This window comes from Nocardia sp. NPDC058480, from assembly GCF_042720495.1.
In the GTDB taxonomy this organism is placed as follows: Bacteria; Actinomycetota; Actinomycetes; order Mycobacteriales; family Mycobacteriaceae; genus Nocardia.
On the sequence record NZ_JBHXMN010000009.1, the window covers coordinates 1 to 17,598 of the forward strand.

A 17,598-nucleotide genomic window follows, 5' to 3' on the forward strand; every position below is an offset into this window, starting at 1 on the left:
AGCCCTGCCGACTACGAATCCGCTCACGCGCCCGATAACATGGCTCAAGCCGCGTAATCACAAACCCCCGTGTCCAGTTTCCGGGGTCAAGGCCCTTCGCCTACTACCTGATCAGTGAGTCCGTTCGCATCTGCTTGATCTCTGCTGGGGAGCACTTGCGTCTGGTCTGGGACGGGCTGCAACAGGAGAATCTGTACACCTCGGCTCAGCACACAGCTGTGCGGGGTGCGCTTGTCGGTGCGGCCCAAGCGGTGTGGGTTCTGGCTCCAGGGGATCGAACGACCAGGCGTCAGCGGGGGCACTCGGTGATTGCAGAGTCATACGAACAGCTGCGCAAGTACCACCAAAAGACTCTGGACCTGGCGGCGCATTTGGGATATTCGCGCACCGAGAAGCAGCAGATAGCGAAGCAGATCGAGTGGATCAAGGCTCGTCAGGGCGCGTTGACGGCTGTCCAGCCAGCACTGATCAGTCTCAATCTTACTGACGTGTTCCGGGATGTCGCACCGGAGGTCTTTCCCGAGCACCGTAAGCGTCAGGCTGGGCTGCGGTTGGCGTGGAACGTGCTATCGTCCGACGCTCACGTCAACTCATGGGGTATCGCGACCCGCGCTAAATTCTCTGCGACAGACAAGAATTCGGGCCTGGCGGTGGGCGTCACTGGGGGCCACGCGGCTGAACTTGCAGCGTGGTACTCGTTGTCGATGTCGTGCCTGCGGCACGGCTGGCGACTGTTTGACCGTCGATGCGAAGAGAAGTAGGCCGACCGCTCTACTTTCCACAGCCGAGTCTCGGCGGGCGGAGTCGTGCGCATGTATCTGCCGTATGCCGCTCGTACTCGATGACCGATGTCCTTATCAAATGACAGGCACGTTGGTCAGGCACACAGGGAAGGCCGCTCTGGGAGTGGGTGGTCGATCAATGGATAATCGAACGTAGGTTCCCATCGGTGTCGCTGTGGGAAACCTACGTGTTCGAGAAGGGTCCATACTTCCAACCGTTCGCCTGTGCTCGCAGCGCGAGGGTTTTTGCTGCGAATATGTGGGCTCCCTTGTCGCTGGGTGGGACTTCGTTGTAGTCGATATGGCCGTGATCTTCAGGTATGCCCTCGTTCATGGAGTCATCCCACACAGTCAGTGGCTGCCGGGTCGAGCCTTCGGCTGACTCTACTTCGACGGATTCGACTTCGGTAACCGACAATGAGAGAACCCCAATCGGCGGGGTGTACTCCCTGTTTTCAGCTGCACATCGCTTCTGGATACTTTCGGCCCGCGCCTTGTATGCCACCTCTGGTGTGGTAGCCGAGCCCCGAGCTATCGACAGGTGGTTGGAGTCCTTTTTGTCGGCGGTGCTCAGTAGAAATGCGTCCGGGGCCACCACGCCATTTACTACCCATCGGGAGATGATCGGACGCAGGAGCTGTTCGTTGCCATCGCCGATACGTTCACGGTGAGGTTCTTCAAATTCAGTCACTGTTATGTTCCTCCGCGAGCCATGAATCTAGACGGTCAATCAGGTTGGTCTCGTCGGGAGGGACGGACTCATCTGCAAACGTTCCGGCGGACGGGTCAGTCGTGTGAATATACAGCGCGACGTGCGGCTCTACTTCGATGGACAGTTGATTTTCGGCATCGGGCCAGTAAAAACGGACACCCCCCTCCTCTGTCGGAAAAACGGTGCGCGTAATGTTCCCCAGCGCGATCATGGCATCGATTACCGCGTGACTCCGGTCAATGACTTCGGGTGATATCGGTTCGCCGAGTTCGCCATCTATCCACCCTGTCTCCAGGGCTGCAAGGCTGCCTACCAATTGGCGAATGACGCGTGCATCTTCGGTTACGTCGATAATATCCAGCGTGCTAATATTGTCGAGCTTGGTGAGGCGTCCATCGGCAGTGAACTCTCCGATTCCTTCGACATGGCACTCAAAGATCTGTTCGGCCGATTCGATGCTGACATGGACGCCTGCTTGTAGGTATGGCACCTGTACAGATGTCTTTCTTTCCCGGTCCCTGACAGTCAGCTTTCCGGTGATAGGAGTAATCGCTGTAACAGTGCCGTCAACGGTGACCCGTTCGGTGTACTCGCCAAGCAGATTGGACAGTGCGCTGGTTCGTGTCGCCGGTGTGTAAGGGGTTATCGGACCCCAGTCTGTAAGGTTCATGGATGCGATCTGAATTGATTCGTCACGCCGAAGCGATTGACCGAACTTCTTCATTTTCGAGGATGGGATTTTGCGAATCTCCGGCGGGATCTGGCCTTGTCCGGTTTGTGCATGCTCGATGAACTGCTGGAGCAGATCTCGTGCTCGGGCGTAATCCTGCCTGACCTCGTCACCACGGAAAAGGTCGCCGATGCCAAGGTCTGGATCATGTTCGAGGACTGGCACTGCCGATCCCTGATCGATGTACGTAAGCCGCAGCGTGATCTCGGCGTCGTAGCCCTTGGGAACTCGCTGTCGTGATGGATTGCGTTCCTGCCAGAACTGACGGACGAGCGAACGCAGGATGTCCTCAAGCGCCGCAACTTCGACGAGTGAGTCTGCTGGCATGCCCTTGGTGTTGAAGCGATGGCCCGCCAGGCGCATCGCAGCGATGACCTCGGTGTCGTGATCGTCATGGGGCACTCAACATACGGTAGTCGAGCCCTCCTGCGGCCGTGGGGAACTTGACCAGGAACATGTGAAACTTGAGGACCTTCGAGACACGTGGGCGTGCTTCACCGGGGTTGTCGCAGCCTCCCCATATCGTCGGTGCACAAGCACACGGCGGGAAGGTGAGGGCATGGGCGAAGAGGTCTGGGGAGAGGCGAGCGTCACATATCCCGACTGGAAAGGAACGGCGCAGCTCGATGAGCGGAAAACAGGGCCGTGGGAAGGGCTCGCGCAGAGAGTCGAGCTCGACAACGTAGGGTGGCAGGTGGTCGGATTCAGCATCAGTGGAGGCGAGAGCGGCTTTAACCTGATGGTGTATGCAGCTCCCCGTGACGTGTGGGAGAACCTTGAAGCCGGAGCTCCGGTTCAAGTGACAGAGTTTAAGGTTCACGACGTCGAACCTCTCGCAATCTTGCAGGAGATGACGCACACGTTTCAGATGAACATGCGCCGTCGTGGTCTCGAAGGCCGTGAAGTGCAGGTCATGGCAAAGTCGGACTTGCCCCTAGAACTTTTCGTGGACGAGACCTTCGGTCGGCAAGACGAATAGCGACGGCAGCTCATCGCGCGAGGTGAGCTGCCGTCGTGAACTCTGTTGTGTGGGGTGCTATGAGGGTGGTGGAGTTGGCGAGTGGTTGAGCCCGGCCGATACCGCGTGCCAGCGTCGGGAGGCGTTCGCGGCGTTGCGTGGTAGCTCCATACATGCCACCAGCGAAACCCGGGCTCAGGTACGGTCGATGTGGTGGGCGTGAGGAGGCCCTGTTGCCGGTGCTGGGAAGTACGATGTTTCGCGAACGTTCAGCCACAAAAAGCGTCGGGCTGAATGACAAAGGGCGGGGCATCCTGGGCGGCGAGGTGCTCGACATCTACCTCAACGAGCAGGTGCGTTGGCGTGGGGTGGCTGGGCAGTATGGGACTAGATCGGCGGCTTCCAGGTGCTGCGCAGGTGGCTGAGCTATCGCGACAAGCGAGTCCTGGGACGGGATCTTACGACAGCCGAGGCTCGCGCGTTTGCTGCTATCGCGCGGCGGCTTACCGCACCTGTGCTGTTCGGGCCGGATCTCGACATCAACTATCGCAACGCCGCTGATGTGATACCCCAGGAGGTCTCGCGGTAGTGGGGCGGCGAGCGGGCGGGTAAGTCCGTGGTGTACGCGCAGATGCGCGCCCTACGTGAGTATATGGCCAGGCTACGGGCGCTCCGGCCTTCCGATGTTGGACCTAGTCAGTCGAGGCCTTTCAGAGCTGACGCCCACGGCACCGGTTCGCCTTCGTTGACCCGGATGAAACGCACCCCCCAGTCGGTGAGGTTGGACAGTGCGGCGGCGACTGGCGGGAACTGGAATTGAGCTGCTCGTCCGTGCGGAACCGCTACGACTGGTAGCCCAGCTCCGACCGTTTCGACCAGCAGCGCCAATGGCAACGTGTCGCCGATCCCTGCCGCCCATTTCGCCATGGAACTTGTCGTCAGCGGCGCGGCGATGACCGCGTCGGGTGGCGGGAGTAGGTCTTTGGTGCCGGGGACTTTGAACTCCGACCGAACGGGATACCCGGTCTGTGCCGCGAGTGCTTCGGCGTCGATGAATCGAGCGCCGTTGGGGGAGGCCAGAACACACACGTCCCAACCGTCTGCCTGCGCGAGAGACACCAGTTCCCCGACGTCCCCGGCACCACCGGCTCCCGTCACGATCGCGTACAGAACTCTAGTGCGCTCACCCATGCCTCCATCATGGCAGGCGATGGGTGATGCGTCTTCGCCTACAGCGCCACGGCACCCACCCGGGAAGCGAGTTTGCCGAGGTCACCGGTGACTAGGTCGCGTCCGGCCTTGATCATCATGTGGCCCACCAGTTCCTGCACCGTGTCCATGTTTCGAACCTGTTGAGGCGCGATGCGCTCCGCCCGTAACAGCGCGTCCAGGGACATGGTGTGGTCGTCGCGGGCTGCGGCGGCACGACCGACTTCTACGAAGTACTGTGCGGCGCGGCCGACGGTCGGCAACGATCGAGGGTCGAGGCGGTGGGCGAGATCGAGCACTCGTTCCGGGGATCCTTCTTCCATGGCCACGGTCATGTTCCACAACGCCACGTTGGCCGAGCCGAAGGAGACGTTGCCGACGATCGTGGTGGGATCGCCGATGGTCGAGCGGTCGAGTTGAGCCGCGTACTCGGCGGCCTGGGCGAGGTGATCGTGGGGGCTGCCGCCCATGGTGGCGGTGACCAAAGAGGCTTGGAGGTGGAGCATTCCGACCGTTTGTATCTCGGGGGCAGTGTCCGCGTCGGGTCCGACCTGGGCGGCGGTGTGCACGGCGCAGTCCAGGGCAGCCTTGAGGGACTCGGGTCGGGCGAGGAGTACCTGGCTGCGCACGTAGGCACCCGAGGCGATGCCTTGTCTGCTGTCGATCCGTTTGGCAGCGGATTCGGCTGCTTGCGCGGCTGACCAGGCGACGGCGAAATAGCCGCGTGCGCGCAGTGCCACCGAGGTCTCGGAAGCGACCTGGGTCAACGCATCCCACGCGGCGCGGCGGTCTCGGGGCTTTCCGCTGTGGGCTTGGCGGTACAGATCGGTGATCGCCGGTGCCAGCAAGGGGCCGAGTTTCGCGTATTCGCAGGCCATTTGGAGTTTGGTGATGCGTCGGGCGAGCGCGACGAGTTCGCCGATCTCGCGGACCGGCTGATCGTTTCCGATGTTGCCTGCTGCCCAGAATGCTGTTTCGATGGCGGGCACCGAGGCGTCGAAGTCGTCGGTGGCGGGGCTGCTGCTGGGGAGGATGTCTTCGGTGGTTGCCGAGGCGACGGCCGCTGCCGCGAGGACGAGCAGCTGTCGACGGTCGACCTCTGTTGCCGCGTTCTGCCGGGGGAGCCGGAACCACAGCAGTTCCTCGGGGATGTGCAGAGCTGTTGCCCATTGGACCAGCTTGGACATCTTTTCGGGAGCTTCGCGGGACTCGATCCGGCTCAGGGTCGCCTGGGACATGTCGAGCCAGTTCGCGACGTCGAGTTGGGTGATCGGGGACTTGTGCATGGGGTGGGTGCGGAAGGCGAAGATCACCCGGCCCATGTGCCAGGAGGCCAGGGCGTCGCGCATGTGATCGCTGGCCCAGAATTCGGCGGGCATCACCGGTGCGCCGACAGCGGGTTCTTCTCGCGCGCAACTACTGCATGCCGTGCCGGTGTTGAATCGGGACAACCGAGTCCCGCACATCGGGCATTCGCGCGCGTAGTTGGTCGTCCGCATCATCCGCCCCGTTCCGCGATCATGGCCGTCCCCAACGGTTTTTCCGACGGTACCACCAGCTCTACCCAGCCCATATGCGCCTTCTGCATACACCGGAATTCCCGAGACTCGTTGTGTGTATAGCCAATTCGCTATCGACGCGGCGATCGTCGGTGTGTCCGATATCAATCCTGCGGAAGGGGCGACATGGCGCTATCACTGTTGGTGCCGATCCTCGGGCCACCGGCATCCGGAAAGACAACGCTCACGCTGGCGCTGGGCAAGAATCTCGACCGGCACGTGTTCAGATTGCGCGAACACGTGCCGCCCGAGGTGGTCAGACAGACCGCCAGCCACGGCCCGCGAGACCTCGGCTGGATCGACGATGACGTCGTTAATCCGGCGGTGCGCCAGTATCTGAGCACCGTGGCCACCGATTCCCGGATCCACACGGTGCTCCTGGACAACTATCCCGGCACGGGCCAGCAGGTCGAGGCGCTGCTCGACATAGCGCGGGAGCTCGCACCTGGCTGTGCCGTCGAGCCGGTCGAGCTCGTGCTCGACGCGCCGGCCAGACGCAAGAGGGCGCGAGCACGTCGAGTCTGCCACCGATGTGAGCGCGATCCGGCCGCCGATCCGCGCCTGCCCGCCTCCGCATCGACGTTCGGCGGATGGACCTGCGGGAACTGTGGCTCACTGCTGCACCCGCGGCGAGGCGACGCTCCGTCGCTGTTCGCCGCCCGCACCCGACGCCACGACGACACGGTCGAGGACGTGCGTACCGCGTTCGACCGTGCGGGCATCCCCACCAACTCCGTCGACGCGGCCGACGACGCCGCGACCCTCGCACGAATCGTCGAGCCCCTGCTCATCGTGAGGAGCACTACCGCATGACCAGCACAACCCCTCTGGGATTGCCGACCTTCCGGCCCGACACCTACGGCCACGCCCGGATGCCGCGCAACGCCGGGCAGCGCGAACCACATCGTGTCGACAAGGTCTCCTATGGCCGGTTCCGCAATGTCTACCTCTACATCACCGAGGCGTGCCAGTTGCGGTGTGAGCACTGCTACATGGGCGAACGGCTCGAGCGGGCGTTGAAAATGACCCCGCAGCAGATCGTCGACACCCTCACCACCTGGCGGCAGCTCGGCGGCGACAAGCTCACCATCCTTGGCGGTGAGCCGACCCTGCACCCCTGGTACATCGACGCCGTCCGGGCGGCCAGGACCATCGGCTACGGCCACGTCATCACCACCACCAACGCCCAGGCCATCGCCCGCAAGAAGTTCGCCCAGCTCACCCCCGAGGACTTCGCCTACGTCCAGGTCAGCATGGACGGCGGCAGCGCGGCCACCCACGACACGGTCCGGGGTGAGGGCACCTTCGACCAGGCGATGCAGACCAGCGGCGAACTGTGCGAGCGCGGGTTCGACACTCGCATCATCTGCACGGTCAACAAGGCGAACGAGGGTGATGTCCTGCGCCTGCTCGATATCGCCGACGACATTGGCGCGAGCCTGGTCAAGTTCCACGTGTTCTCCACTATCGGCACCGGCCACGGCAACGCCGACATGGCGATGAATCCCCTGGAATGGGTGAACTTCTGCGCCAGGCTCGAACTGGTTGCGCCGGAATACAAGTCGCGGGTGTGGTTCCAGCCCACCTACGTCCGTCGCGACCAGATCGACCGCTACGCCGGGGAGGGCTACCAGGGCTGTATCGGCCGCACCCTCGACCGGATCTCGATCTTCCCCGACGGCCGCTGCTACGTGTGCAGCTACCTGTTCGATACCGACACCTACTACGCCAAGATGCGCGACGGCCAGGTGCTGCTCAACCGCGACAGCGAGGTCAACGAGTTCGATCTGTTCACCAAACCTCTCGTCGGCAGCGCCTGCGGCGGCTGCAAGGAATCGGCGTGCATGGGTGGCTGCCCGGCCGAGGAACTGGTCATGGGTGCTTCGTCGTGCTCGGCCTACCCGGACATCGTGCCGGTCTGCCGACTGTGGAAATCCAGCGCGAAACCCGAATAGGAGACCCCAATGCACACCATGGAAACCGTCATCGAACCGCTGCGCTCGCTCGACTGGAACAACGTGGAGGCTGTCGAGTCGGCAACCCGCAAGTCCTTCGAAATGCTCGCCGCCCAGAAGTACCTGCTGCGCCGCGAGTTGACCACGCTGCCCGACAACCCCGATCTCGCCGCCCTGTGCGAGCACTACGACATTCTCGACAAGATCGTCCTGCACGACGACCTCGAATCTGGGATCCGGTTGCGCCTGCACATCTTCGGCCCCGGATACCACGATCGCCCGCACAACCACCGCTGGACCTACGCCAGCCACATCCTGCGCGGTGAATACCGGCACCGGCTCTACGGCGACGTCGAACTCGATACCGAGATCGATGTTTCGAGCCTGCGCGCGGTGCACGTGCGCCAGGAACGAGTCGGGGCCAGCTACGCGCTGCACCACAGCGCTGTTCACGCCGTGGTCGCCGAACCCGGCACCGTGTCGCTGGTGCTGCGCGGCCCTGCCATCAAGGACCGGTTCCTGGTCATGGACGCCAAGAACGGCGAGTCTTGGTGGCAATACGGGGCCACGAAGGAATCCCTCGAAGACGCTGCGGAGAAACGCATGTCCCCGCAGCGCCTCGAGGAACTGATCGCCTCGCTCGATGAGTGGCAGCTCATCTGACGAGGTCTAGCGACGGTGGGGACCGGTGCGAGAGAGGTCACGGTCCCCGCCGTCACCTGTCACCAGCCGAACAGTGACAGTGACGTGCCGGAAGCGATGTGGCCCAGTGCTTCCCGGCAGTAGGGGATCATGTCCGCTGGCAGCGCGTCGGCCGTGAACCATTCCAGCGCATCGCACTTGTCGGGTTCCATGTTCGTCGGCTCGCCCTCCCACTGCCGGACCTGGAAGAAGAACGCGACGCGACCGCCGGACGAGCTGTTGTGCATGATGTGCGCGAACTCGACGTCCTCGGGCGCGATCTGCACACCGATCTCCTCAGCGGCTTCACGCCGCAGCGCCTCGACCACCGACTCCTCGGCCTCGAGATGCCCCGAGGGCGGGTGGAACGCGCCATCGGCGTACCCGGTACCCGCTCGTCGACCGAACAGAATCCGACCCTGATCGTCGGTGAGCAGCAGGTGCACATCACCGATGAGGGTGTGCCTTTCAGTCCTGGCCACAGCCATTTCTACCTCTCTCTCGATGCGCTCGACATGAACGCGAGCACGACCATAAGCCATCGGCGGCCATGTACTACCTGGTCCGCCGCATCGGAATCGGAGACCCATGTCGCACCGAACCACTCTCCATCGCAGCGAAGGCCAGCTCCTCGTTGTCCCCAGCCAGACACCCGAAAGCTTCCGCGCGATCATCACTTTCGGTGCAGCGGCCAGGCGCGGCCGTCGCGATGCCTGCCTCCCCGAATATCAGCGAGTCGGCTATCACCGTCAGGACTTCGCGACGAACTCTGGCCGCCACCACATGGAGTGAGATGGACACCACCGACTCTTGGGACTGCGTCCACACCGGCACCGGATCATCGGGGCTCCGATATACCTCGAACTCAGCGCCTTGCCACGCTGACCGAAGAAACACTCCCCGCCGCCGCCACAGCCGCCGGAACAAAGAACCCCACTACACCCGCGAACCAGGGCCAGTACTGCTACCAGCGCACGGCGCCAGCAGTACTGGGCAACCCGATACGCCACGGGAATCCGCTACGTCGGTTGCCCATGTTCTACGTGCCCTCGGCAGGATTCGAACCTGCGACCTACCCTTTAGGAGAGGGTTGCTCTATCCCCTGAGCTACGAAGGCGTGGCCAGGCTGGGCTGGCCGAGCTGAGTATAGCGTGGGGTCGGGTTCGGTGGCAGAGGCCCGGTGGGCGGGGTCAGAAGCCGCCGAAATCGCCGCCGCCACCGCTGTCGAAACCTCCGCCGGTGTCATAACCCCCGTTGCCGCCGGTGTCGCCGGGGTCGAAACCGCCCTGGTCGTAGCCGGGATCGGCGCCCGCTTCGCCGGTGCCGTCCTCGAAGGCTTGCGCGTCGTAGCCGACCCCGCCCATTCCGGCGAACAGCGTCGTGAACAGCAGTGCCGAGCCGGCGCCCCAGGCTCCGGCGATCAGCGCGGGCTTCCACCACGGCTCGGAGTACCACCCGGCGGGGACGGGGCGACCTGCCACGCGGCCGCCGGGGAAAAAATTCGGTGTCCCGGCGGAGGGGGCGGGGGAGGCGGTAATCGAGCGGCCGTTGTGGGCGATGGTGCGCTGCTCGTCGACCTGACCGGCAATGTCCTGGCCGTCGATGGCCGGGATCGGCGGGCCGGGATCCATGTCCATCGCGGTGCGGGCGGCGCGAATGTAATAGAGGCCCTCCGTGGCGGACTGCTTGGCCAGCCGGGCTTGGGCGGGGGAGCCGGCGCGGTCGATCTGGCCGCCCGCGGCGTTGTACCGTTCGGACGCGTCGGCCAACGACTGCCGGGCGGCTTCGTTGCGCGGAGTCAGCTGGTAGACCTGCCCGCCGAGCTGCTCGATCGTCGCCCTCGCGTCGGCCTGTGCCTCCTCGAGTTCGCGCGCGTTGCGCTTGTTCTGTTCGGCGCGCAGGTACAGCAGAGCGCCGACGCACACAACCACGATCACGACCAACCACCACAACATCGCGTGCCTCATTTCGTCGAGGTCTCGAGATGCTGTCCAGTTTACTGAACGGTTGCCCAAACGTGCTGACCCGTGTTGATCAGCGCGTTGTCAATTAGCTGCTGGCGAGGTGGCGGGCGATTACCAGGCGCTGGATCTGGTTGGTTCCCTCGAAGATCTGCATGACCTTCGCTTCGCGCATGTAGCGCTCGACGGGGAAGTCCTGGGTGTAGCCGTAGCCGCCGAAGACCTGGACCGCGTCGGTGGTCACCTTCATGGCCGCGTCGGTGGCGACCAGTTTGGCGACCGAGGCCTGGCGGGAGTACGGCAGGCCCGCGTCGCGGCGGCGGGCGGCGTCGAGGTAGGTGGCGCGGGCGGTGTCGACGGCGGCGGCCATGTCGGCGAGGACGAAGCCGAGACCCTGGTGGTCGATGATCTTGCGGCCGAAGGCTTCTCGTTCCTTGGCGTAGGCGACCGCTTCGTCGAGTGCGCGCTGGGCGACACCGGTGGCGACGGCGGCGATGCCGAGCCGGCCCGCGTCGAGCGCGCTGAAGGCGATCGAAAGTCCCTGTCCCTCTTCGCCGATGCGACGCTCGGTGGGCAGGAACGCGTCGTCGTAGGCGGCGGTGGTGGTGGGGATGCCGCGCAGGCCCATCTTCTCCTCGGGCTTGCCGAAGCTCAGGCCCTCGGTGTCGGCGGGGACCAGGAAGCAGGAGATGCCGCGCGAACCCTCGCCGGTGCGGGCGAACAGGGTGTAGAAGTCGGCGCGGCCGCCGTTGGTGATCCAGGCCTTGGTGCCGTTGAGGTTGTAGCCGCCGTCGACGGGGGTGGCCCGGCAGCGCAGCGCGGCAGCGTCGGAGCCGGCGTGCGACTCGGAAAGGCTGTAGGCGCCGATGGTTTCGCCCGACAGCATGCCCTCCAGCCACTGCTGCTTCTGCTCGTCGGTGCCATAGGTGAACAGCGGATGGCACGACAGGCCATGCACGCTCACCGCGACGGCGACTGCCGCCCAGCGGCTCGCGATCTCCTCGAGCACCTGCAGGTACACCTCGTAGGGCTGCGCGCCGCCGCCGAATTCCTCCGGATACGGCAGGCTGAGCAACCCGGCCGCGCCGAGCGCGGGGAACACGCCGTCGGGGAAGACGCCGGTCTTCTCGCTTTCGACGACCCTCGGCTCCAGCACCTTGTCGGCGATATCGCGGGTCAGTTCGATCAGGTCGCGCGCCTCGTCGGTGGGCAGCATCCGGTCAACAGCCATGCTCGTCACAGTACGCTGAGCACTGAATTACGTGCAATACAACATGTAATTTTGTACCCCTATACTGTAGTTATGCCTGCGCTTCCGCCGAACAAGCATCAGGAGAAGAGTCTGCGGACCCGGACGCTGCTGCTCGATGCCGCCATCGAGAGTCTGGCCGAGGTCGGCTACGCGGGTGCCTCCATCGCCGACATCACGGCCAGGGCCGGGGTGACGCGTGGCGCGCAGCTGCATCAGTTCCACACGCGCGGTGAACTTATCGCTCAAACCATCGGCCATCTCACCGATCGTCAGCGAGAAGCCATGCTGCGCAAGGTGAAAGCGGTGCCGGACGGCAGGTCGGCGGGCGCTGTGCTGGTCGAGTTGGTTACCGCTACCTTCGCGGGCAAGCTCGGTCGTGCTGCGGTGGAGCTGTATGTGGGAATCGCCAACGATGCGGCACTGCGCCGCGAAATGCTGCGGGTGCAGCATGAACTCACCGTGGAGCTGCTCGACCGCTGTGCCGGGCTGATCAACCCCGCCATCACCGGTGAGCGCTTGGAGAGCGCCTTCTGGCTCACCATCAACCTGGTCCGTGGTGCCACTCTCGACGAGATGGTCGGCCGTGACCGCGTTCGTCGCAAACAGGTGTTGGCCGACTGGACCGCGCTCGCCGAGATCGCTTTGCGCTGAGCGGATCCATCGTGGCGTCACCCACCGTCGGCGATCTATTATCTGCGCATGAATGCAGATGCTCGTTCGCCCCTGGCCGAGGATCAAGTGGGGTTGGTGGTCGAGGTGTTCCGAATGCTGGCCGACCCGACCAGGGTCCAGGTGCTCTGGGCGCTGGCCGATCAAGAACTCTCGGTGAACGAACTGGCGAGCCGGGTCGGCAAGCCGGGCCCTTCGGTGTCCCAGCATCTGGCGAAACTGCGCATGGCCAGGCTCGTGCGCACCCGTCGCGAGGGAACCACGATCTACTACAGCCTCGACAACGATCACGTCCGCAGCCTGGTCGTCGACGCGGTACACAACGCCGAACATGCCGGTCCCGGCGTGCCGTCGCACCATAGTGGCCCCGATGGTCAGCCCCCGCACGCGGAGCCACCTGGTTCCCGATGACCAGCCGACCTGCAGGAATGTTGTCGGAGGAAACGATTGCGAGGTTCAAACCTTTCGGTAGCATCCGTTGTGACGTGGCTCATGCCACGGCAGGGACTTGAAGGAGCACCGATGCTGAGCACCATGCAGGACGACCAGCTATCACTGGCCAAACTGCTCAACTATGCCGCGACTTTCCAGGGCGATTCGACTGTGTCCACATGGACCGGTGACGGTGTTCGCACCATGACCTACCGCGAGCTGGGTGCGGATTCCGCCCGCCTGGCCAATGCGCTGCGTGGGCTCGGCATCGACGAGGGCGACCGCGTCGGCACCTTCATGTGGAACAACAACGAGCACATGGTCGCCTACATCGCGGTGCCCGCGATGGGCTCGGTGCTGCACGCGCTCAACATCCGCCTGTTCCCTGAGCAGCTGGTCTTCGTCGCCAACCACGCCGAGGACAAGGTCGTGCTCGTCGACGGCACGCTGCTGCCGCTGTTCGCGCAGTACCTGCCGAATCTGAAGACCGTCAAGCACGTGATCGTCGTCAACGGCGATGCCGCCGCGCTCACCGCGCCCGAGGGCGTCACCGTGCACTCCTACCGCGAGCTGCTCGACGCCCAGTCCGCCGACTTCGACTTCCCGGTCATCGACGAGCGTTCGGCCGCCGCGATGTGTTACACCTCCGGCACCACCGGCGACCCCAAGGGCGTCGTCTACTCGCACCGCTCCAACTGGCTGCACGCCATGCAGGTGAACTCGCCCAACGGCATGGGTTTCCAGGGCTCGGACTACGTGCTGGCGATCGTGCCGCTGTTCCACGCCAACGCGTGGGGCCTGCCGTACGCGGCGCTGATGTCGGGCGCCAACATCCTGATGCCGGACCGCTTCCTGCAGCCCGCCCCGCTGCTGGAGATGATGGCCGCCGAGAAGCCGACCTTCGCCGCCGCGGTGCCCACCATCTGGGGTGGCGTGCTGGCCGCGCTTTCCGCCGCACCGCAGGACATCTCGCACCTGCGCACCGCTGTCGTCGGTGGTTCCGCCGTGCCGCCCGCGATGATGCGCGCGTTCGAGGAGAAGCACGGCGTGCGCATTCTGCACGCGTGGGGCATGACCGAGACCTCCCCGCTGGGCAGCGTCGCGCACGCGCCCGCCGGTGTCAGCGATGACGAGGCCTGGGAGTACCGCTACACCCAGGGCCGTTTCCCGGCCAACGTCGAGGCCCGGCTGGTCGGCGACGACGGCAAGGTCGTCCCGAACGACGGCGAGTCGCTCGGTGAGCTCGAGGTCCGCGGCGCGTGGATCACCGGCTCCTACTACTCGCCCACCGGCGCGGAGATCGACCCGGACAAGTTCGACGACGGCTGGCTGCGTACCGGCGATGTCGGCAAGATCAGCCCCAACGGCTACCTCACCCTGGTCGACCGTTCCAAGGACGTCATCAAGTCCGGTGGCGAGTGGATCTCCTCGGTGGACCTGGAGAACTCGGTGATGGGCCACCCGGCCGTCGCCGAGGCCGCGGTCATCGGTGTGCCCGACGAGAAGTGGGACGAGCGCCCGCTGGTCGCCATCGTGCTCGCCGAAGGCGCCGCCGCCGAGGCCGCCGAACTGCGCGACTTCCTGGCCGACAAGTTCGCCAAGTGGCAGCTGCCCGAGCGCTGGACCTTCATCGCCGAGGTCCCGAAGACCAGCGTCGGCAAGTTCGACAAGAAGCGCCTGCGCGCCCAGTACGCCGAGGGCGAACTCGACGTCATCACGGTGTAGTTGGAGCGCTGGCGCGCTCGAGTCGCGGCCCTTCGGGCCCCGATTCTTCCCTCCCTCCGGGTACTCCTTCGTCGCACCCTCCAGTCAGTCCAGAATCGGGCGGGCCGCGATGACGTAGTAGGAGGAGCAAAAAAGGCGGGCGTGGAATTGCTTCCGCGCCCGCCTTCTTCGTTGATCAGCAGTTACGCAGTTCCGGGCTCTGGTTCAGGAGCTGGGCGCGGGGGCTGATGTAGCGGGTGTAGGTTTCCCCGCCGACGGCCGACAGCGGGAACGCCGCGACCCGATGGCAGTTCTGGAAGGCCAGCTTCACGCCGAAATGCCGTTCCAGGCCGCCGCGGATGGCATCGGAGGCTAAGGCGCGCAGCAGCTGTCCGCGGGCCACCTCGTCCGGCGGCGGCACCCGGTTGTCGGCGTATTCATCGGTGCCGGTGCGCAGGTCGTCCGCGACCCGGCTCACCACCTCCCATGCGTACGGCAGCGAGATACGGACACATTCGACGAATTCGGCGTCGTCGATATCGCCCTGTTCGGCGCGTTCGAGTAATGCGGCGGGAACATCGAGGGACATGGCGCTCTCCTCCTGCTTGGGGGTGGTCGGCGGGATGCGATGCCAGGACCGAGTCTAAACGATATCCGTTGTCAATAACCCTGGATTCGTTCCGAAAGTGCTTTTCGGAGTGCGCTTTTCGCGTCGGCGGCCAGGTCGGTCACCAGTTCGCTTGCCGGTTGCCCGGTGCTCAGTGAATGAGCTTGCCCCGCCCACAGATTCACTTCGTCGGTGTTGCCGCCTGCCCGTGCGGCGGCCCGCAACGGGGCTGTGGCGTAATGAATTTCGGGGTAGGCGGCCGGCGCGTCGGCGGTGTGTTCGACGAGGAAGCGGTTGCGGATCCCACGGGCGCGACGTCCGGTGAACGCACGCGTGAGCATCGTCGGTTGCGGCGTGCCGATCGCACCGCGATGCACGGCGTTGGTGCCTGCTTCCGGGCAGCGCAGCAGCGCGGTGCCGATCTGCGCCGCCGACGCACCGGCCGCGAGCACCCCGGCCACCCCGGCGCCCGTGGCGATCCCGCCCGCCGCGACGAGCGGACGGGAGGTGACCGCGGTGAGCAACTGGAGCAGGGTCAGCAGGCCGGGCGGGTCGGTCGGATCGTCGGCGGGGTCGTCGAGGAAGCTCGCGCGATGCCCGCCCGCCTCGGCGCCCTGGGCGATCAACACGTCGGCGCCCGCGTCGACGGCGATCAGGGCCTCGTCGGGTGAGGTGACCGTCACCCACACCTCCGAGCCGACCGCGTGCAGCCGGTCCACCTCCACCGCGGTGGGGCAGCCGAAGGTCGTCGAGACCACCGCGACCGGATCGGCGATGAGGAGATCGAGCTTGTCGGCCCATCCGTCGGTGTCGTGCTCGGGGGTGCCGAGCGGGAACTCGGCGCCGAGTTCGGCGAGGTAGGTCGCGTAGACGGCCGGATCGGCCACCACTCCCGGCGCGAACAGATTCACGCCGAACGGCGCCGCGGTGGCCGCCCTCGTCGCCTCGATCTGCGCTGCCACCGCCTCGGTGCCGAGGTAGCCGGCGGCGAGCTGCCCGAACCCGCCCGCGGCCGCCACGGCGACCACCAACTCGGGTGTGGACGGGCCGCCCGCCATGGGCGCGGCGACGATGGGGGCAGTCAGGGTCTCGATCACCATGGGTCGAGTCTGGTCGGTCGGGGCCGTGTTCAGGCCCGGTGACAGCGCGTGTGACCGGTTGGACACAGTGATTGTTACTGTGCGGCACGTCATCTACCTGCGATTTCGTGGCGGAAGGTTGCGGAATGGTCACGGCGGGGTAGAGTTCCCGTCACAACGTATGCCGAACCGTTACACACGGATCGGCAGTGGGGATCGCGCAAGTGGTCTCCGGGCCGGTCGCAGACCGGTTTCGTTTCCTTGTTGTCGGACGCTAGGACGAGATCTTGTCGCAGCACCGTGTGGGTCCCGAATCCATCTCCGTGCAGGCTCTGCTTGCGAACGCGGATGGCCGGAGCCCGAGCAGGAGCAGGCACCGCGCCGAATCGTCGCGTTCGGATCGTGTGCGGGTCGCCGCCAGCGCCGCGGTCGCCGCGGGTGCGCTGGTCGGGGTCACTGCCCAGATCGCCCCGGCGCTGGCCTTCGCCGCGCCGCTGCTGCCGACCCACGACGACAGCGTCAAGGAATCGGTCGTCCCCGAGTCGGCCCGCCAGGATGTCGCCCTCGTCGCCGCGCAGCAGGTCTCCGCGCACGTCGAGACCCCCGCGCCGGTGGACGCGGTCGCCGCGCCGATCGCCGCCCCCGTGGCCGCGCCGTTCGGCATCGGCAACCTGCCCCCCGAGATCGCCGGCCCGCTGTCGCAGGTCGAGGACATCCTCCAGGGCATCCAGCACCAGGTCGCGCCGCCGCAGTCCGCGCGCCCGGTCGCGGGCCCGATCAGCTCCGGCTACGGCGCCCGCTGGGGTGCCATGCACTACGGCCTCGACTTCGCCGACTCGATCGGCGCCCCGATCAAGTCCGTGTCCAACGGCACCGTGATCGAGGCGGGCCCGGCGTCGGGCTTCGGCCTGTGGGTGCGGGTGCTGCACGACGACGGCACCACCGGGGTCTACGGCCACGTCAACGAAATGCTGGTCAGTGAGGGTCAGCGGGTGAACGCGGGCCAGGTCATCGCGACCGTCGGCAACCGCGGCCAGTCCACCGGCCCGCACCTACACCTCGAGATCTGGGATCAGGCCGGCGGCAAGATGGACCCGATTCCGTACCTCGCAGCCAAGGGCGTGCCGCTGGAGTGGGGCCCTTCCGCGCACTGAGCGGGGTGAGCGCGGAGCTTTCTCCGTAGAGCGAGTGACGGTGGTTCTTATGAACCCCGTCACTTTGCTGTTGAAGCGGCAACACGTTCGCGGGCCGGTCCGATACTCCTTCTGGCCCCGAGCCCTGGGGGCACGCTGACTCGGCTGATGTGTA

At 65.3% G+C, this 17,598-nt stretch carries 18 protein-coding genes and 1 tRNA gene; 9 read left to right on the forward strand and 10 right to left on the reverse strand.

Annotation, left to right across the window (positions count from 1 at the left end):
* The first annotated feature begins 305 nt into the window (after positions 1 to 305).
* Positions 306 to 761: a hypothetical protein gene (locus tag ACFWO8_RS21185; RefSeq protein WP_378953577.1), complete on the forward strand. Its 456-nt coding sequence runs from the start codon at positions 306 to 308 to the stop codon at positions 759 to 761.
* Positions 762 to 966: 205 nt separating this feature from the next.
* Here the strand turns inward: ACFWO8_RS21185 and ACFWO8_RS21190 are convergent, their stop codons facing one another.
* Both ACFWO8_RS21190 and ACFWO8_RS21195 read right to left on the reverse strand, forming a co-directional pair.
* Positions 967 to 1,473, reverse strand: a complete 507-nt coding sequence (locus ACFWO8_RS21190; protein WP_378953579.1) for an endo-1,4-beta-xylanase — start codon at positions 1,471 to 1,473, stop codon at positions 967 to 969.
* Positions 1,466 to 2,626, reverse strand: a complete 1,161-nt coding sequence (locus ACFWO8_RS21195) for a hypothetical protein (RefSeq protein WP_378953581.1) — start codon at positions 2,624 to 2,626, stop codon at positions 1,466 to 1,468. Before ACFWO8_RS21195 ends, ACFWO8_RS21190 begins: the two co-directional genes overlap by 8 nt.
* A 157-nt stretch (positions 2,627 to 2,783) precedes the next feature.
* Here ACFWO8_RS21195 and ACFWO8_RS21200 point away from each other — a divergent pair, with 157 nt between their 5' ends.
* Complete coding sequence (locus tag ACFWO8_RS21200; RefSeq protein ID WP_378953583.1) at positions 2,784 to 3,203, forward strand: hypothetical protein; 420 nt, start codon at positions 2,784 to 2,786, stop codon at positions 3,201 to 3,203.
* Between the two features lie 675 nt (positions 3,204 to 3,878).
* Here the strand turns inward: ACFWO8_RS21200 and ACFWO8_RS21205 are convergent.
* Positions 3,879 to 4,373 (reverse strand): flavoprotein, encoded by a 495-nt coding sequence (locus ACFWO8_RS21205; protein WP_378953585.1) that lies wholly within the window; start codon positions 4,371 to 4,373, stop codon positions 3,879 to 3,881.
* A 38-nt stretch (positions 4,374 to 4,411) separates the two neighbouring features.
* Positions 4,412 to 5,893, reverse strand: a complete 1,482-nt coding sequence (locus ACFWO8_RS21210) for a helix-turn-helix domain-containing protein (protein WP_378953587.1) — start codon at positions 5,891 to 5,893, stop codon at positions 4,412 to 4,414.
* 183 nt (positions 5,894 to 6,076) lie between these two features.
* On the opposite strand from ACFWO8_RS21210, the gene ACFWO8_RS21215 reads away from it, so the two are divergent.
* The 3 genes from ACFWO8_RS21215 to ACFWO8_RS21225 are packed head-to-tail and all read left to right on the forward strand — an operon-like array spanning position 6,077 to position 8,568.
* Positions 6,077 to 6,763, forward strand: coding sequence for a hypothetical protein (locus ACFWO8_RS21215; protein ID WP_378953589.1), 687 nt, complete (start codon positions 6,077 to 6,079; stop codon positions 6,761 to 6,763).
* Positions 6,760 to 7,905 carry a radical SAM protein gene (locus ACFWO8_RS21220; protein ID WP_378953591.1) on the forward strand — a complete coding sequence of 382 codons (1,146 nt, stop codon included), beginning with the start codon at positions 6,760 to 6,762 and terminating at the stop codon, positions 7,903 to 7,905. The genes ACFWO8_RS21215 and ACFWO8_RS21220 overlap by 4 nt, the downstream gene beginning before the upstream one ends.
* Before the next feature lie 9 nt (positions 7,906 to 7,914).
* Positions 7,915 to 8,568, forward strand: a complete 654-nt coding sequence (locus ACFWO8_RS21225; protein ID WP_378953593.1) for a hypothetical protein — start codon at positions 7,915 to 7,917, stop codon at positions 8,566 to 8,568.
* Positions 8,569 to 8,627: 59 nt separating this feature from the next.
* On the opposite strand, the gene ACFWO8_RS21230 is transcribed toward ACFWO8_RS21225, so the two are convergent.
* The 4 genes from ACFWO8_RS21230 to ACFWO8_RS21245 form a co-directional block, all read right to left on the reverse strand.
* A complete protein-coding gene (locus ACFWO8_RS21230; RefSeq protein WP_378953595.1) occupies positions 8,628 to 9,068 on the reverse strand; it encodes an NUDIX domain-containing protein in 441 nt (146 codons plus the stop codon).
* A gap of 562 nt (positions 9,069 to 9,630) precedes the next feature.
* Positions 9,631 to 9,703: transfer RNA gene (locus ACFWO8_RS21235), tRNA-Arg, on the reverse strand.
* A gap of 73 nt (positions 9,704 to 9,776) precedes the next feature.
* A complete protein-coding gene (locus tag ACFWO8_RS21240) occupies positions 9,777 to 10,541 on the reverse strand; it encodes a DUF1542 domain-containing protein (RefSeq protein ID WP_378953597.1) in 765 nt (254 codons plus the stop codon).
* Between the two features lie 94 nt (positions 10,542 to 10,635).
* Complete coding sequence (locus tag ACFWO8_RS21245; protein ID WP_378953599.1) at positions 10,636 to 11,778, reverse strand: acyl-CoA dehydrogenase family protein; 1,143 nt, start codon at positions 11,776 to 11,778, stop codon at positions 10,636 to 10,638.
* A 72-nt stretch (positions 11,779 to 11,850) separates the two neighbouring features.
* Here ACFWO8_RS21245 and ACFWO8_RS21250 point away from each other — a divergent pair, with 72 nt between their 5' ends.
* The 3 genes from ACFWO8_RS21250 (at position 11,851) to ACFWO8_RS21260 (ending at position 14,625) form a co-directional block, all read left to right on the forward strand.
* Positions 11,851 to 12,450, forward strand: a complete 600-nt coding sequence (locus ACFWO8_RS21250) for a TetR/AcrR family transcriptional regulator (RefSeq protein WP_378953601.1) — start codon at positions 11,851 to 11,853, stop codon at positions 12,448 to 12,450.
* A gap of 48 nt (positions 12,451 to 12,498) precedes the next feature.
* Positions 12,499 to 12,879, forward strand: a complete 381-nt coding sequence (locus tag ACFWO8_RS21255) for an ArsR/SmtB family transcription factor (protein ID WP_378953604.1) — start codon at positions 12,499 to 12,501, stop codon at positions 12,877 to 12,879.
* Between the two features lie 111 nt (positions 12,880 to 12,990).
* Positions 12,991 to 14,625 carry a long-chain fatty acid--CoA ligase gene (locus ACFWO8_RS21260; protein ID WP_378953606.1) on the forward strand — a complete coding sequence of 545 codons (1,635 nt, stop codon included), beginning with the start codon at positions 12,991 to 12,993 and terminating at the stop codon, positions 14,623 to 14,625.
* 175 nt (positions 14,626 to 14,800) lie between these two features.
* Here ACFWO8_RS21260 and ACFWO8_RS21265 read toward each other — a convergent pair whose 3' ends face one another.
* Both ACFWO8_RS21265 and ACFWO8_RS21270 read right to left on the reverse strand, forming a co-directional pair.
* Positions 14,801 to 15,193, reverse strand: coding sequence for an SCO5389 family protein (locus ACFWO8_RS21265; protein ID WP_378915780.1), 393 nt, complete (start codon positions 15,191 to 15,193; stop codon positions 14,801 to 14,803).
* A gap of 71 nt (positions 15,194 to 15,264) precedes the next feature.
* A complete protein-coding gene (locus ACFWO8_RS21270; protein WP_378953608.1) occupies positions 15,265 to 16,311 on the reverse strand; it encodes an NAD(P)H-dependent flavin oxidoreductase in 1,047 nt (348 codons plus the stop codon).
* Positions 16,312 to 16,577: 266 nt separating this feature from the next.
* Between ACFWO8_RS21270 and ACFWO8_RS21275 the strand changes: the two genes are divergently transcribed.
* Positions 16,578 to 17,444 (forward strand): M23 family metallopeptidase, encoded by an 867-nt coding sequence (locus ACFWO8_RS21275; protein ID WP_378953610.1) that lies wholly within the window; start codon positions 16,578 to 16,580, stop codon positions 17,442 to 17,444.
* The last annotated feature ends 154 nt before the right edge of the window (positions 17,445 to 17,598 follow it).